The sequence below is a fragment of the Streptomyces sp. NBC_00310 genome, from assembly GCF_036208085.1.
Taxonomy (GTDB): Bacteria; Actinomycetota; Actinomycetes; order Streptomycetales; family Streptomycetaceae; genus Streptomyces.
The window spans coordinates 8,002,066-8,017,884 of the sequence record NZ_CP130714.1 but is presented as its reverse complement, the minus strand read 5'-3'; the positions used below and the strand labels follow the sequence as shown (position 1 = coordinate 8,017,884).

Genomic DNA, 15,819 nt, shown 5'->3' with positions numbered 1-15,819 from the left:
TCGAGAACAGGGTGGTCCAGGGCAGGGCAGGATGCGGAACAGCTGTGCGCGGACGGGGTGTTCGACCGAGGTGTAGGGGGCGTATGAGGTGTACGGGGTTGCTCAGGCCCGGGCGGGCGGTGGCCCCGCGCTCTCCCGCACCACCAGTTCGGGTACGGAGACGGGGTGCGGGGCGATCTGCGCGGACTCCTCCACCACCCCGTGCAGCAGGGCGAACGCGGCCCGGCCGAGGCCGGTGAAGTCCAGGCGTACGGTCGTCAGGGACGGGGTCAGATAGGCGGAGTGCGGGGCGTCGTCGAACCCGGCGACGCTCACCTCGCCGGGCACCGACCGCCCGGCCTCGTGCAGCGCGCGCAGCACCCCGAGCGCGAGGTCGTCGTTGCCGCAGAGGATCGCGGTGACCGCCGGGTCCCCCGCCAGTTCGAGCCCGGCCGCGTGACCGCCCGCCGGGCCCCAACTCCCCTGCAGCGGACGGGGTTCGGGCGCCCCGGCCTCCTTGAGCGCCTGCCGCCAGCCGCTGGTACGGGCGGCGCTCGTCCGCCGGGTGCTGGACGGGATCGCGACGTAGTGCACGGTCTCGTGGCCGAGGGAGAGCAGGTGACGGGTCGCCTCGTAGGCGGCCTCGCGGTCGTCGGTCCACACCCAGGGGCGGTCGCCGCCGGGCGGGGTCGTGGGGGTCTCGACGACGCCGACGACCGGGAGTTCGGCGGGGACGGCGCGCAGGGCCGCGACACCGGCCGGATCGTAGGCGATCACGATGAGGCCGCCGCCCGCGTCCGCCGCCCGCTGCACCTCGGCGGCGACCGCGGCCTCGTCCGCCGATTCGAGGACACCGATCCCGACCGCGTACGACGCCGCCCGCGCCGCCTCCTCGATGCCCTGGAGGATCGAGGCATAGCCGTAGTGCGTGGTGTTGGCGGTCAACACGGTCACGGCCCGGCTGCGCCCGCTGGCCAGCGCGAGCGCGGTGGCGTTCCGCCGGAACCCCAGCTCGTCGATGGCCGCCAGCACCCGCTCCCGCGTCGTGTGCTTGACGCTGGGGTGGTCGTTGATCACCCGGGAGACGGTCTGGTACGAGACCCCGGCGGCCGTCGCAACGTCCCGGATGCTCGCCGGGCGCCTTGTGTGACCGGTCACATTCATGCCAGGATTGTGACCGGTCACACAGGAGGCGTCAAGAGAACGTAACGAGGGATTCACGCGGGCGGCTCCGGCGGCGGTCGGCGGTCGGAGCGGATGGCGCGTGGAGCGGGCGGCGTACGGACGGACGGCTTGGGAGGGGAAGCGACTTGGACTCGGGTGCGAGCGACTTCGACGGCAGCGGCAGCGGCAGCGGCAGCGGCAGCGGCAGCGGCAGCGGCCTGATGGACGGTATGACCGGCCTCAATCGCACTGGACCGGCCTTCACTTGGGGTCATGCGGCGATCGAGACGGAGTTCGCGACGGCTGCGGACGGAACGCTGCGGCTGGTCCGGCTCGGCCCCTCCGGTGACACCGCCGATCCCGAAGCGGCGCTCCCGCTGGTCGAGTTGACCGCGTTCGGGCACGGCAGCGGGTGGTCCGGGCCGCGCTTCACCGGTACGGCGTTCGGCGCGACGCTCGCCTACCGGGGGCACCGTCGTGACAGTGGCGGCGGCTGGGAGCGACTGACGATCGAACTCCACGACGCCGAGACCGGGTTGACGGCCCTCGTGGAGCTGTCCTCCCCCACCGGAGTGGCCGTCCTCCGCTCCCTCGTCCGACTCCGCAACGACGGCACCGAGTCCCTCGTCGTCCAGTCCGTCAGCAGCCTTCTCCTCGGCGGGCTTCCCTCCCCCGACGTCCTCGACGTGCACCGGGCCCGCAACGACTGGCTCGCGGAGTGCCGTTGGTACGCCGAGCCGCTGCGGGCGACGGTCGCCGACATCAGCGTCGACGTCCACCAGCACGACAGCCGGGCGGCGCTCTCCCTTACCGGGCGCGGCAGTTGGCCCAGTGACGGGCATCTGGCGATGGGTGCGCTCACGGAACGGGGCGGGGTCCGAGATGGAGGCGGGGATGGAAACGGAGACGGGGACGGGGACGGGAGTGAAGACCCGGGCCGGGTCAGGGGCCGGGGCCGGGCGTGGGTCTGGCAGGTGGAGTCGCCGGCCGGGTGGCGCTGGGACCTGGGGGAACGCGCGCACGGCACCTACCTCGCCCTGAACGGCCCGACCGACGCCGAGCACCAGTGGCGGGTGCGGCTGGCGCCGGGCGAGGAGTTCACGACGGTACCGGCGGCGCTGGCCGTCGGGGCGGCCGCCGGGGCCGGAGCCGGGCACGGATCAGGGCTGGACGCGGCGCTGGGGGCGCTGACCGCCTACCGCCGGGCCGTCCGCCGCCCGCACCCGGACCACGAGGTGCTGCCGGTCATCTTCAACGACTACATGAACACGCTGATGGGCGACCCGACCACCGCGAAGCTGCTGCCGCTGATCGACGCGGCGGCGGACGCGGGCGCGGAGTACTTCTGCATCGACTCCGGCTGGTACGACGACTCGGTGGACGGCGGCTGGTGGGACAGCGTCGGTGAATGGCTGCCGTCGGCACGCCGCTTCCCTGACGGGGGTGCGGGCGGCGGGAGGGGGGCGTCGACCGGGGCGGGGCAGGACGCGCGGAGCGAGGCGGGGACCCGAACCGGCGACAGCGGCGAGCGCGGCGGGAGCGAGGCGGTTGTCCGAGTCGGGGAGGGCCGCGGCAGTGCGAGCGGAGAGGGTGCCCTGTCCGACGGTGGGATCCGGGGCGTGCTGGGACGGATCCGGGAGCGCGGCATGGTGCCCGGGCTGTGGCTGGAGCCGGAGGTCGTGGGCGTGCGCAGCCCGGTGGCGGCGGAGTTGCCGCCGGAGGCCTTCTTCCAGCGTGACGGCGTACGGCTGACCGAGCAGGGCCGTCACCAGCTCGACCTGCGTCACCCGGCCGCCCGCGCCCACCTCGACAAGACGGTGGACCGCCTCGTCGGCGACTGGGGCGTGGGCTACCTCAAGCTCGACTACAACATCGTGATCGACCCCGGCACCACCGCCCCCGGCGACCTCTCCCCCGGCGCCGGCCTCCTCGGCCACGCCCACGCCTACCTGGGCTGGCTCTCCGACGTCCTGGACCGCTACCCGCACCTGGTCGTCGAGAACTGCGCCTCCGGCGGCATGCGCATGGACGGCGCCACCCTGGCCGTCTCCCAACTCCAGTCCACCAGCGACCAGCAGGACCCCCTCCGCTACCCCCCGATCGCCGCGTCCGCGCCCACGGCGGTACCGCCGGAGCAGGGCGCCGTCTGGGCCTACCCCCAGCCCGAGCACGACGACGACCTCATCACCTTCACCCTCGGCGGCGCCCTCCTCGGCCGCATCCACCTGTCGGGCCACCTCAACCGCATGACGCCTCGTCAACTCGGTCTCGTACGCGACGCGGTGGACACGTACAAGTCGATCCGCGGGGACCTGGCCCACGCGGACCCCTTCTGGCCGCTCGGTCTGCCGGGCTGGACGGACGAGTGGCTGGCACTGGGGCTGCGGGCGCCGGAGGGACACGGCCCGTCGTACGTCTCGGTGTGGCGGAGGGGCGGGGAGGCCGAAGTGCGGCTGCCGGTCCCGCACTTGGCGGGCCGGGACACACCCGTCCGCACGGAGATCCTGCATCCGTCCGCCGCCCGTAGGTCGTCGACGGCGGCGTCGGCGTCGGCGGTCTGGGACCCGTCCAGCGGCGAGCTGCGGGTGTCGGTGCCGCGCGCCCCGGGCGTTGTGCTGATCCGTCTGACACCTCAGGCCCGGGCAGCGGCGTAGGACGACCCGAGCCGGTGCCGCATGGGGGTACGGCACCGGCTCGGACCTGTATACGGCTCAACCGCCGTCGACCGTCAGCTGCTGCTGACGGTCAGGTTGTTGGTGGCGAAGTCCAGGCCGCCGGACGACGAGGTGATCTCGAAGCCGAACTGCACGTCGCCGATGGTCTCGTTGCCCATCCAGCCCTTGGTGTCCTTGATCCACTTGAGGATGGGGAGGATCTGGACGGTGCCGGAGTTGGAGTCGGAGGTCCGCAGGAACGAGAAGACCTCGTTCGCGCCGTTGCTGCCCTTGTAGACGGTCCAGGTGTGGCCGCCGAGCGTCACGTTGCCCTGCGAGGTGCCGAGCGGGCCGACGGCTCCGTTGTAGTTGACCCAGAGCATGATCTCGTAGTCGTAGTCCGTGTCCCAGATGTCGTACGACGTGTTGTACGCGCCGGACGACGGGACCGTGACGTTGTAGCTGCTGTTGAGCGAGCCGAGCGAGGTGATCGTCTTGTTGATCACCTTCTTGGAGTTGGGGTACGACTTGATGCCGCCGGTGTTGGGGTGGTTGGCCCAGACCCCCCAGTTCGTACCGGAGTTGGCCCAGATGCACTGGCTGCCGGCGCCGGAGCCCCAGATGTTGTTGTAGAGCGTGTAGCCGTTGAGGCTCGTGTTGCCCCACTGGTCGCAGGAGTTCCAGACTGCGGCCGAGGCGGGGGCGGAGGCGAGGCCGATGGTGGCGCCGAGCGCGAGCGCGGGTGCCAGCAGGGCCTTGCCGATCCGGCCCAGGGTACGAGTGCGGGTACGGGTGCGGGTGCGTGTTGCCATGGGGTGTCGTGTTCCTTCCATGGGTGGGGGGAAATGCGGGGGTTACCACACCTCCAACAACAGGGCGTGGTCTTCTCCGGCGACGAGGTCGAGCGACTCGGCGCCGGAGGAAGTCCGGAGTTCGACGCGGCAGGTCCGGGTGGGGCGGATCACCGCTGTCGCTTTCTGTGGGCTCCAGGTCAGGTCGAGTTCGGCCCCGAACCTTGTGCGGACGCCTCGCAGCCGGCCTGCCGGACAGAGCGCCGGGAGGGCGGGCAGCAGCACCAGGCGGTCCGGTGTCGACTGCACGAGCATCTCGATCAGCACGGCGGGCAGGGTGTGGGCGGCGTCCGCGTTGTAGACGTCCCGCTTCGGGTAGTGGGCGCTCATCAGGGAGGCGTGGAAGAAGTCCCCGCCGAGGACCTGGCCGAGGGCGTGCGCGACCCGGTCGGCGTCGCGCAAGCGGGCCGCGACGAGGGCGTGGTGCAGATGGCCGTGGGCCGAGTCGTTCTCGGCGCCGCGGAGTTCGAGGGCACGGTGGGCGGCGGTCGCCAGCTCGGGGGTGTCGTACGGGTTGATCTCGTCCAGCGGCCAGACGCCGTAGAGGTGACTCAGGTGACGGTGGTCGTAGGTGTCGTCGAGGCCCGGCCAGGCCCACTCGGCGAGCGCGCCGTCGGCGTTGACGCGATGGGGCGGCAGCCGGTCGGCGAGCGCGCGCCAGCGGTCCGCGCGCTCGGGCCGGTCGGCGTGGTACTCGGCGGCCGTGAGCAGGGCGTGCCGGGCGGCCGACAGGTCCATGGCCGCGTTGATCGCACCCCAGCTCGCGTTCGCGGGACGGTTCTCGGGCGAGTAGGAGGGGACGACGACGAGGTTCCCGTCGGCGTCGACGCGGGTGAGGAAGTCCTCGTAGAACAGCGCGACTTCGGCCAGCGCGGCCGCGGTGCGCGGGTCGCGTTCGCCCCGGGTCTCGTCGTGGTCGACCAGCGGCTTCAGCAGCCAGTCCGCCCCCGCCGTCCACAGATGCAGCGGGTACTCACGGCTGAAGTGGTACGTCAGCCCGCTCTCCCCGTCGGAGTGCGGCGGGGCGACGACACCCCGGGCGCCGAAGATCGTCCTGGCGTTGTCCCGCCAGTCGTCGAGCTGACCATGGATCAGGGACGCGTGTGCCTCGGTGACCTCGGGCAGCGCGGCGGCCGCCGCGGACGACGTCTGCAGGTTGAGGTTGGCGTCGTTGGTGAACGCCCCCGCCCACGCCGTGTTCCAGTCACCGGTCCACAGGCCGACCAGCCGGGGCGGGAACAGCCCGCTGGAGGAGAGGAGGTGGTAGCGGCCTGCGGCGAAGAGACGTTCCAGGAGGGCGGGGCTGTGCGGGCGGCGGATCAGCTCGGAGCCGGGGAGGGAACGTTCGTTTTGGGGGGTGTTGCGGAACGAACCTTCGTTTTGCGTGGCGGGGTGCGGGAACGAACCTTCGTTTTCGGCGGCGCGTGCCGGGAACGCACCTTGGTGGCGTGGGCCGCTTCGTGGGAACGAACCCTCGTTTTGGCTGACTTCCGAGCGCGAGCCTTCGTTCTGCCCGGCGTCCGAAAACGAACCTTCGCTTTCTTTCCCCTCGCCCCCGAGCTCCAACGACACCCGCTCATACGCCGGCCGGTGCAGCCCCACATGCCGGTCGAGGAGCCGGGCATATGGCTCCGAGCCATCCGCCAGCAGTGCCCTGAGCGCCTGTCCCTCGGCCACCGCGTCCAGCTCGCCCGTATGCCGACGCACCCGGGTCAGCAGCAGTACGGACCGCGCCCGTTCCACGTGCATGCCGGGCGGGGTGAGGGTCGTGTGGCCGCCGGTGACGGCGACGAGTGTGGTGCCGGTGTATGCGCGGTCGCCGCCCGGGTAGCGGGCGCGCAGGCTCAGGAGGGCGCCCTCGGGGGTGAGGACCGCGCCGTAACCGATCTTCAGGGCCGGGGGTGCGCCCGGCAGCCGGTGGTCGAGGTCGATGTCCAGCGTGAGCCGGTGCCCCGAGACGCACTGGACGATCACGTCGTCCGCACGCGAGACGAAGACCCGGCTGCGCAGGTCCTCGCACTCCGTCTCGACGACACCGGTGGTGAAGTCGACCGAACGGCGGTAGCCACGCCCACCCCAGCCCCAGCCCCCGCTCCCGTCCCCCTCCTCGCCCCTGTCGCCGCCCCTGTCGCCGTCCCTGTTTCTGTCCCTGTTTCTGTCCCTGTCGCTGTCCCTGTTTCTGTCCCCGTTCCTCTCCCCGTTTCTGTCCGCTCGTCTCAGCCGCACCTGGAACGCCGGATGGAAGGGCTGCACCCACTGCAACTCGCGCCCGTCCGTGAACCCTTCGGCGGCGGTCAGGTCGCCGGCGAGCAACCGGTCCTGGAGCGAGGCGAGTTCGGCGGCGAGGTGCGGTGGCCTGGCGGTCTCTCCGCCGTTGGGGCGCACGAGGGTGTGGTGGTTGACGATGACGCGGTCGTCGTCCGGATCGCCGAACACCAGGGCGCCGTGTCGGCCGTTGCCGCTGAGGAAGGCGTCCTCCCAGCGGGCGGCGGGGCGAGGTTCCCACGTGCCGTGCCGGCCCGCATGCCTGGCCTTGTCACGCGCGGCCTTGTCACGCGCGGCCTTGTCACGCGCGGCCTTGTCACGCGAAGTCGTCCCGCCGGAAGGCGTCCCGCCCGTGGTCGTGGTCATGGTTTCAGCACCGCCACTCCGTACCGGCCGAGCGCCAGCGATCCGGTGACGGTCGCCCCCGTCAGCAGGTCGCGATGGATGCCCGGGACGTCGACGACGACCTCGTCGCGGCCGTGGTTGAGCACGAAGAGCACCCCGCCGCGCCGCACCGCCTCGACCCCGTCGGGCAGTCCGTCCAGCACCGGCCGCACCCCCGCGTCGGAGGCGACCCGCGCCAACAGGGCACGCAGCTCGCCCGGTTCGGGCAGCGTGGAGACGTACCAGGCGCGCCCCTTCCGCAGCACCGCCGGGAGTCCGTCGAGTTCGCCGCCCTTGTAGGGGACGACCTCGTCCACGTCCGCCGCCTCGATCTCCTCGGACCACAGCGTCCCCCGGAAGGCCCCCCGGGAGCCGTCGCACTCGACCTCCTCCCCCGCGTCCAGCGGCCACCACTCGTGCAGGGTGCGGATGCCGAAGAGGTCGCGGAGTCGCGCGTCCATACCGCCGGGGCGTACGCGGTCGTCCTCGTCGGCGATGCCGGTCAGGAAGCCGCTGACGAGGGTGCCGCCGCCTCGTACGTACGCGAGGAGGTTCTCGATGGCCGGGTCCGTGAGCAGGTACAGCTGCGGTACGACGACGAGCCTGTACGCGGAGAGGCCGTGCTCGGGGTGGGCGAAGGCGGTGGTGAGGTTCGACTCCCAGAGGGCGCGGTGCCAGGAGCGGACGACCTGGGAAAGGTCCACCTCGGACGACGGACGGCCGTCCTGGGCACCGGCCCACCAGGAGTTCCAGTCGAACAACACGGCCACGTCCGCCTGAATGTGATGTCCCGTCACCTCGCGGCTGATGGCGGCCAGTTCGGCCCCGATCCGCTTGACCTCCTGATAGGTGCGGCCCTGTTCGCCCGCGTGGCTGAGCATGCCGGAGTGGAACTTCTCCGACCCCTGCCGGGACTGCCGCCACTGGAAGTAGCAGACGGCGTCCGCGCCTCGGGCGACGGCCTGGAGGGACCACAGGCGGTTGAGGCCACGGGGCTTGGGATGGTTGACGCCGCGCCAGTTGACCGGCCCCGCGGCCTGCTCCATGAGCATCCACGGGCCGCCGCCCGCCTGGGAGCGCGTCATGTCCTGGACCAGGGCCCCGTTTTGTGCGCCGAACGGGTCACGCGGGTCCGGGTAGATGTCGACCGAGACCACGTCCTCCTCCTCGGCCCAGCGCCACGCGTCCTGGCCCACCCACATCGGCATGAAGTTGGTGGTGACCGGGAGGTGCGGGGTGTGCCGGCGGACGATGTCGCGCTCGATGACGTAGCACTCCAGCAGCATGTCGCTCGTGAAGCGTTTGAAGTCGAGCACGTGCGTGGGGTTCTTCATGTAGTGGGCGCGGCGCGGCGGGAGGATCTCGTGCCAGCCGTCGTAGCCCTGGCTCCAGAAGGCCGTCCCCCAGGCCTCGTTGAGCGCGTCGAGCGTGCCGTACTTCTTCCGGAGCCAGTCGCGGAAGGTGACCGCCGCCTCGTCGCCCCAGTCGTAGGTGCAGTACTCGTTGTTGATGTGCCACATGGTGAGGGCCGGGTGGCCGCCGTAGCGGGCGGCCAGGTCCTCGGTGATGGCGGCGGCGTGTCGGCGGTAGACGGCGCTGGAGTGCGAGAAGTGCTGGCGGGAGCCCCACCACTCGACCTGCCCGTTCTCGTCGCGCGGGAGGGTCTCGGGGTGGAGGCGGCCCATCCAGGGAGGCGGGGAGGAGGTGGGGGTGGCGAGGACGACACCGATGCCGCCTGCGTGCATCAGGTCCATCAGCGTGTCCAGCCAGCCGAACTCCCGTGCGCCAGGGCGGGGTTCAAGCTTGGCCCAGGAGAAGACGCCGAGGGTGACGGAGTTGACGCCGGCCTCCTGCATGAGGCGTATGTCCTCGTGCCACACCTCGTCGGGCCACTGCTCGGGGTTGTAGTCGCCGCCGAAGAGGACACGGCCGCGCGTGGCGGCACCCAGGCCGGGCCTGGACCGGTGCCGGGGCCCGGGCCGGGTGGCGTCCGCCGGTTCCGGTCGCGTCGTCTCCGGCATCAGACCGGCTCCCCGTACTGGATACCGCGTCCGTTCGTCGCCAGGTACACGCGGCCGTACACACGCGGGTCGCCGATGACGACCTCACCGGTCCAGCCCCACTGGTGGGCGTCGTCGTTGATGCGGGTCCAGGTCTTCGCGCCGTCGTCGGAGCGGTGGACGGCGGTGATGGTCTCGGTCGAGCCGACCAGGTAGATCGCCGGGTAGTCGGCGCCGTCGGCGGCCTTGCCGAAGCCGAGGGTGTACGAGGCCCAGCAGCTGTCGACCTTCGAGAAGGTCGCCCCGCCGTCGGTGGACCGGTACAACCCGTTCCACTTCACGCTCAGCCACAGGTCACCGGTGCGTCCGGGGGCCGCCACCAGCTCGAACTGGCTGTCGCCGGAGGGCAGTCCGGTCGCGCGGGCGGTGAACGAACGGCCACTGTCAGCGCTGGCGTACAGCGTTCCCGTGTCGGTGTCGTAGGCGTAGAAGCGCGTCGGGTCGGCCGGGTCGGCGACCGGTGTGGCGCCCTTGGGGAAGGAGGAGATCTCGGTCCAGGTCGCGCCGTTGTCGGCGGAGCGGTGGGCCGCGTACTTCGTGCCGTCCCAGTGCACGAAGGACCACAGCAGCGCGCTGCCGTCGGCGTTGGTGGCGATCGGCCCCGGTGCGTCCTTGGCGATGTCCGGCTGGGCTTCGAAGGGGGCCCAGGTCCGCCCGCCGTCGCGGGAGTACGCGCCGTTGCCGTGGTCGCCCCAGCCGGTGCGGACGACGTACGACGGCTTCGCCGAGGCCTGCGCGAGTCCCGTCGCCGATCCGAACACGGGGTTGGACGCCATGCCGCGCGACGGGGACGCCGTGAGCCGCTCGTGGTACATCGTGCCGATGTCCCCGAGACCGCTGATCAGGTGCGCCTCTCCGACCGGAGGCGAGATCAGCTGGCGCACGGACGTCTCCTCCAGGCCCCGGATCTGCGGCGCCCAGCGCTTGAGGTCCCGGGTGCCGTAGAGGGTCGCGCCGGTGCCGTAGACGATGTGCTCGGAGTCGTACGGGTCGAGGGCGAGTGCCTGGATCCACCAGCCGAACTTCGGCTTGTCGGCGCCCCACTTGAGATAGGGGGTCTCGGACACGTCGAAGACGGCGGAGTCCTTGAGGGACGTCCAGGTACGGCCGCCGTCGGTGGAGCGGTACACGGTGTCGATGTCGGCCCAGCGGTTGTTGGTGGACACGACCACCGTGCCGGGGCGGCGGGCGTCGACGTCCACCCCGCCGTAGCCGAAGGTGTCGGCGCCGCCGTCGGACGTGGTGCCGCCCGGCTTCACCGGGGTCACGTCGGTCCACTTGCCGTTGGTGGTGCGGAGCTTGTGGACGCTGCCGTCGGACTGGCCGTTGGGGCCGGGCGCGTTGGCGTACGTCAGGTACAGCTCGCGGGTGTGCCTGTCGTACGCGGCGCGGATCGGGACCTTGGCGGAGGCGCCGGAGGGCCGGCCGGGGACGGCCTCCCAGGTGGTGCCGTCGGCGGTCCGGTAGAGGTTCACGGTGCCCGAGCTGCCGTCGGCGTCGCCCCAGCCGGCGTAGACGACGCGTCCGGCGGCGACGAGCAGGGTGACGCCCTGGCCGGAGCCGCTGGGGGTCGCCGGGAAGCCGGTCGCAGTCGTCCAGGTGGCGCCCCGGTCGGTCGACTTGAGCAGGCCGTCGTGTCGGGTGCCGAGCCACAGGGTGTCGCTGTCGCGGGGGTCGACGAGGAGGCGCTCGCCGGCGCCCCGGCCGTCCTCGTTGGCGCCGAGCTTGACGGTGAGGTCGGTACGGGTCCAGGTGGCGCCCCGGTCGTCGGAGCGGAGGATCGCGCCGTTGCCGGCCCAGGACTGGGCATAGGTGCCGAGGGCGAGGTAGAGGCGGCTCGGGTGGGCGGGGTCGATGGCGATGGCCTCCACGCCGAGGAGGTTCCAGTCGTCCCAGCCGAGATGGTCGGTGAGCGGGGTCCAGCGTGCCTTCCGGTCGTCCCAACGGTAGGCGCCGCCGATGTCGGTGCGGGCGTAGGCGAGGCCGCGTACGGAGGGGTGGAAGAGGACGCCGGTGACGAAGCCGGTGCCGCCGACAACTGCGTTGCGCCAGCGGTAACCTCCGGCGGTCGAGCCGGTTCGGGCTCCGGCTGCGTGGGCCGGAGTTCCCAGCGCGGGGAGGGCCGTAAGGGCTGCGGCCGCGGCTGTGCCGGCGAATACGGTGCGGCGGCTCGGCTTGGGGGTGCGCATGACATACCTCGTTTTGCGGGGAGGGGTACGGGGTGGGCGCCTTGTGGCTCGGGGGGTTGGGTTCGTCGGCGGCTGCGGGTGGTGGGTGGTGGGTGGTTGCTCGCGCAGTTCCCCGCGCCCCTCAAGGGCCTACGGCCCTTCCGGGCCGAAAGAGCAGGGGCGCAGCCCCGCTTTTTCAGGGGCGCGGGGAACTGCGCGACCAGCCACGAATCACCCGCAGCCGCCGACGGACCCGCACCCCGAGTTCACAGGCGCCCCGGTCAGCCCTTGACCGCGCCGGTGAGCATGCCCTTCTTGAAGTGCTTCTGGACGAAGGGGGAGAGGACGGCGACGGGGAGGAGGGCCATGACCATGACGGCCATCTGGATGGCCAGCCCCGACAGCTGACCGGTCCTGATGGCCTGGCTCAGGCCGACCGGGGCTTCCTGCTTCTGCACGAGCTGGATCATGACGTTCTGCAACGGCATCATGTCCTGCTCGTTCAGGTAGATCGACGCGTTGAACCAGGCGCTCCAGTACCCGACGGCGTAGAACAGCGTGATCACCGCGAGCACCGCCCGCGACAGCGGCATGACGATCTGCCAGAGGATCCGGAAGTCCCCGGCGCCGTCGATGCGCGCGCTGTCGATGAGTTCCTGCGAGATCCCCATGAAGAAGCCGCGCAGCACCAGGATGTTGAAGATGCTCACCGCGCTCGGCAGGATCAGCGCGAGATAGGTGTCCATCAGACCGAGGGACTGCACCAGCAGGTAGGTGGGGATGAGGCCGGCGCTGAAGAACATGGTCGCCAGCAGCGTCATCAGGATCCAGCTGTGGCCGAAGGAGCCGGTGCGGGACAGGCCGTAGGCGCACAGGACGGACACCGTCATTGAGAACAGTGTGCCGACCAGAGTGACGAGGATGCTGATGACCGCGGCGCGGGTGACCTGGCCGCCGCTGAGCAGTTCCTCGTAGGCGATGAAGGTGATGCCCTTGGGCACCATCACCAGGCCGCCCGCCTCGTCGATGGTCTTCCGCGACGAGAGGCTGGTGACGATCACGATCCACAACGGGAAGAGGACCGCCAGGCAGGCGAACGACAGGGCGATGCCCTTGCCCGCCACGCCGGCCTTCGAGGGCTCCTCCTCCCAGGACGGTCGGGGCGGAGCCTGCCACCAGCGGGGCGTCTTCTCCTGCCGGACCGGCTCGGTGTCCTGGCGCGGTTCCCACATCACGGACGTCATTTCTTGTACACCCCCGACTCGCCCATGAGATGGGCCACCTTGTTCGCGGCGAGAACCAGGCCGATGCTGACCACGCCCTTGACGAGACCGGCGGCGGCCGCGTAGCCGAAGTCCTGGTTGCGCACGCCGTTCCACCACACGAAGGTGTCGAGGACCTCACCCGCGCCCGGTCCGACACCGTCGCGTTGCAGCAGGATCTGTTCGAACCCGACGGTCAGGGCGTCACCGACGCGCAGCACGAGGAGAAGGGCGATCACCGGACGCAGGGCGGGAAGCGTGACGTGCCACATGCGGCGCCAGCGTCCGGCGCCGTCCATCGCGGCGGCCTCGTAATGGTCCGTGGGGACCGACGCCAGAGCGGCGAGGAAGACGATGATCCCCCACCCGGCGTCCTTCCACACGCTCTGCGCGGTGATCAGGAAGGCGAAGGTGTCCGGGTTGGTCATGATGTCGAGGCCGTCGTACCCGTTCTCCCTGAGCAGCTGGGAGAGCATCCCCGCGCCGCCGAACATCTGCTGGAAGACGGCGATGACCAGCACCCAGGAGAAGAAGTGCGGCAGGTAGAGCACCGCCTGCGCGACGGCCCGCACCCGGGGCCGGACCACGCTGTTGATGAGCAGCGCGAGCAGGATCGGGATCGGGAAGAACAGCACGAGCTGGACGAAGAACAGCACCAGCGTGTTCTCGACGGCGTTCCGGAAGGCCGAGTCCTGGAAGATCCGCTGGAAGTTCTCCAGACCCACGAAGGGGCTGTTCAGCATGGACACGATGCCGTTGTCGCTGATGTACGGGTCGTAGTCCTGGAAGGCGACGACGTTGCCGAGGATCGGCAGGTAGTTGAAGACCATGACCAGCACGACGGCCGGCAGCGTCATCAGGAGCAGGACGCGGTCGCGTCGGAACCTGAGCCTCAGGCTCAGCTTCTCCGGGGGGCGTTTCCCCGGGGAGCCGGTGGCGCCGGTGACGCTGCCGGAGGGCACCGGGATCTTCTCCGGCGTGCTGGCCTCGGCACTGCTCCGAGGCACCGTGCTGTGGGACACAGCCGTTCTCCTTGCCTCAGATCCTGGTCAGCTCGCCGCCGAGCCGTTCTCGTCGAGGAGCTTCTTGTACCAGTCGCGCAGCTTGTCGCCGCCCTTGCTCTTCCAGTCGGACACGGCCTGCTGCATGTCGCTGATCTTCTTGTGCCCGCGGATGATGTCGTCCTCGAGCTGCTCGAAGTCGTTGGCCAGGTTGGTGTAACGGGAGGGCTCGGTGATCTGCAGGCCCCAGAAGGACGACTTCTTGGTGAAGGCGCCCATCCGCTGCTCCCACTCGACCATGGCCTTGGTGTAGTCCGGCAGGTCGGGGTGGGCGGTGGTCGGGGCGGGGCTCGCCACCATGACGTAGGCGTTGAGGACCTCGTTGTTGCCCTGGTCGTTCTTGACCGGGACGCCGTCCTTGATCGTGTAGTGCGTTCCCTCGACCCCGTAGTTGGTCATCATCCACTCCTTGGTGCCGTACGGCGCCGCGGTGACGTTGGCGACCGCCAGCACGTCGCGGATGACGGACTCGGAGGCCTTCTTGCTGACGAAGGCGAAGATGCCGGCCGGGTTCGCGGCGTACAGCGTCGGGTCACCGCCGTCGTGGCCCCAGATGTCCATGCCCCAGACCTTGAAGTCGGGGTTCTGGGTGGCCTGGGACGCCTGCTGGCCGTACCAGTGGACGATGTTGTTGTCCCAGATCAGGAACTCCCCGGAGGCGAACTTGGGTGCCGGGTCGGCGATCTGGCTCTTGCCCAGCTTGAAATTGGGGTGGACGACTCCGGCGGCGAACAGCTTGCGCGTCCACTCGATGGCTTCCAGGTACTCCGGGGTCTCGATGCGGTTGATCAGCTTGCCGTCGACCATGTTCCACCAGAGCGGCTTCTCCCCGCCCCCGAGCACCCCGAAGTTGTTCATCGCGGTCCACTTCATGTCACCGCAGGCCCACACCTTGGCGCGGGCATTGGTGATGTCCTTGCACAGGGCCATGAACTCGTCGGCGGACCGCGGAACTTCGTAGCCCTCCTTGTCGAAGATGTCCTGGCGGTAGAGGGGCACGATGGTCGCGACGGACGGGGCGGGCATGGGCAGGCCCATCAGCTTGCCGCCGAAGATGGAGCGCTGCCAGGCACCGCTGGGGATCGCCGCGAGGTTGGGGTACTCCTTGACCTTGTCGCCGGACAGGTACGGGCCGAGGTCGGCGAACTTGCCGGTGATGGCGCTGGGTATCTTGCCCATCATGTTCCAGCCGGGGATGACGACCACGTCCGGGATCTCGCTGGAGGCGAGGACCGCGCCGAGCTTCTGGTCGTAGGTGTTGCCGTCCTGGTTGCGCCACTGGACGTCGACGCCGATCAGGTCGTTCATCGCCGTGTAGTAGGGGTTGTCACCCTTCGGCGGCGAGCCCCAGAACGGCGACATGATGGTGACCTTGCCACCCTTGCCGAGCTTCTTCGCGACCGAGGTCTTGAGGGCGTCGCCGTCGAGCTTGGCGGTGAAGCCCATCGACGAACCGTTCTTGGACGGGATGTCCGGCTTCACCACGTTGCTGGCCACGTACGCCGGAAGGATCTTCTGGGCGTCCTTGCCCGACGTGGTGCCCTCACGCGAGCCGCTGTCCGAGCCGCCGCAGGCGGACAGCAGTGGCATGCCCCCGGCCACCGCTGCGGCGGCGACCGCCGTGGAGGCGAGGAAGCTTCTCCGGCTGGGCGCGGCGGAGGTGGCGGAGTTCGGCGTCATTGCGTCAACCCTTCATGGCGCACACCAGGACACCCGGCGGTGGCCGTCGGCTGCGGTGTCTTGAGTGGAACTGGCTGTGCTGAAGCGATGGAACTGATGAACAGCGGAGGGAGGTGAGCACGCGAAGCGTTTCCCTCCGCAGTCGAAGCGCTTCGATGTTGCTGCGAGGTTAAGTGAACGACCGGGGGTGCACAAGGGTCGATTCCCAGATTCCTCGGAGGTGTGGAGGACCGGAAGACACCCTTCCGACCGCCGCTGTCCCGGCTTGTATGACGGTGGGGAAACGGATCT

At 70.5% G+C, this 15,819-nt stretch carries 9 protein-coding genes; 1 reads left to right on the top strand and 8 read right to left on the bottom strand.

Translation table 11 applies throughout. The features are described from left to right. Positions 1-102 precede the first annotated feature (102 nt). Entirely contained in the window at positions 103-1,143 is a 1,041-nt protein-coding gene (locus tag OG202_RS35235; RefSeq protein ID WP_326576549.1) for a LacI family DNA-binding transcriptional regulator, read from the bottom strand. A gap of 221 nt (positions 1,144-1,364) precedes the next feature. Here OG202_RS35235 and OG202_RS35230 point away from each other — a divergent pair, with 221 nt between their 5' ends. Further along, the gene (locus OG202_RS35230; RefSeq protein WP_443052364.1) at positions 1,365-3,797 is read left to right on the top strand and encodes an alpha-galactosidase; all 2,433 of its coding nucleotides are present in this window, start codon (positions 1,365-1,367) and stop codon (positions 3,795-3,797) included. A 74-nt stretch (positions 3,798-3,871) separates the two neighbouring features. Here OG202_RS35230 and OG202_RS35225 read toward each other — a convergent pair whose 3' ends face one another. The 7 genes from OG202_RS35225 to OG202_RS35195 form a co-directional block, all read right to left on the bottom strand. Next, positions 3,872-4,609 carry a glycoside hydrolase family 12 protein gene (locus OG202_RS35225; RefSeq protein WP_327727599.1) on the bottom strand — a complete coding sequence of 246 codons (738 nt, stop codon included), beginning with the start codon at positions 4,607-4,609 and terminating at the stop codon, positions 3,872-3,874. A 42-nt stretch (positions 4,610-4,651) separates the two neighbouring features. Beyond that, complete coding sequence (locus tag OG202_RS35220; RefSeq protein WP_328224135.1) at positions 4,652-7,279, bottom strand: glycosyl hydrolase family 95 catalytic domain-containing protein; 2,628 nt, start codon at positions 7,277-7,279, stop codon at positions 4,652-4,654. Next, positions 7,276-9,318, bottom strand: a complete 2,043-nt coding sequence (locus tag OG202_RS35215; RefSeq protein WP_328224134.1) for a beta-galactosidase — start codon at positions 9,316-9,318, stop codon at positions 7,276-7,278. The genes OG202_RS35220 and OG202_RS35215 overlap by 4 nt, the downstream gene beginning before the upstream one ends. Continuing rightward, positions 9,318-11,546 carry a 1,4-beta-glucanase gene (locus OG202_RS35210; protein ID WP_328224133.1) on the bottom strand — a complete coding sequence of 743 codons (2,229 nt, stop codon included), beginning with the start codon at positions 11,544-11,546 and terminating at the stop codon, positions 9,318-9,320. Before OG202_RS35210 ends, OG202_RS35215 begins: the two co-directional genes overlap by 1 nt. Before the next feature lie 260 nt (positions 11,547-11,806). After that, the gene (locus OG202_RS35205; protein WP_326576558.1) at positions 11,807-12,769 is read right to left on the bottom strand and encodes a carbohydrate ABC transporter permease; all 963 of its coding nucleotides are present in this window, start codon (positions 12,767-12,769) and stop codon (positions 11,807-11,809) included. Then, positions 12,766-13,809, bottom strand: a complete 1,044-nt coding sequence (locus OG202_RS35200) for an ABC transporter permease (RefSeq protein ID WP_326576560.1) — start codon at positions 13,807-13,809, stop codon at positions 12,766-12,768. The genes OG202_RS35205 and OG202_RS35200 overlap by 4 nt, the downstream gene beginning before the upstream one ends. Positions 13,810-13,836: 27 nt before the next feature. After that, positions 13,837-15,528 carry an extracellular solute-binding protein gene (locus OG202_RS35195; RefSeq protein ID WP_328224132.1) on the bottom strand — a complete coding sequence of 564 codons (1,692 nt, stop codon included), beginning with the start codon at positions 15,526-15,528 and terminating at the stop codon, positions 13,837-13,839. Positions 15,529-15,819: the final 291 nt, after the last annotated feature.

Excerpts from the sequence above, each read along its gene's own strand:
- OG202_RS35225 (WP_327727599.1), bottom strand. The coding sequence starts at position 4,609 with ATGGCAACACGCACCCGCACCCGTACCCGCACTCGTACCCTGGGCCGG.
- OG202_RS35235 (WP_326576549.1), bottom strand. The coding sequence starts at position 1,143 with ATGAATGTGACCGGTCACACAAGGCGCCCGGCGAGCATCCGGGACGTT.
- OG202_RS35210 (WP_328224133.1), bottom strand. The coding sequence starts at position 11,546 with ATGCGCACCCCCAAGCCGAGCCGCCGCACCGTATTCGCCGGCACAGCC.
- OG202_RS35230 (WP_443052364.1), top strand. The coding sequence starts at position 1,365 with ATGGACGGTATGACCGGCCTCAATCGCACTGGACCGGCCTTCACTTGG.
- OG202_RS35220 (WP_328224135.1), bottom strand. The coding sequence starts at position 7,279 with ATGACCACGACCACGGGCGGGACGCCTTCCGGCGGGACGACTTCGCGT.
- OG202_RS35205 (WP_326576558.1), bottom strand. The coding sequence starts at position 12,769 with ATGACGTCCGTGATGTGGGAACCGCGCCAGGACACCGAGCCGGTCCGG.
- OG202_RS35215 (WP_328224134.1), bottom strand. The coding sequence starts at position 9,318 with ATGCCGGAGACGACGCGACCGGAACCGGCGGACGCCACCCGGCCCGGG.
- OG202_RS35195 (WP_328224132.1), bottom strand. The coding sequence starts at position 15,528 with ATGACGCCGAACTCCGCCACCTCCGCCGCGCCCAGCCGGAGAAGCTTC.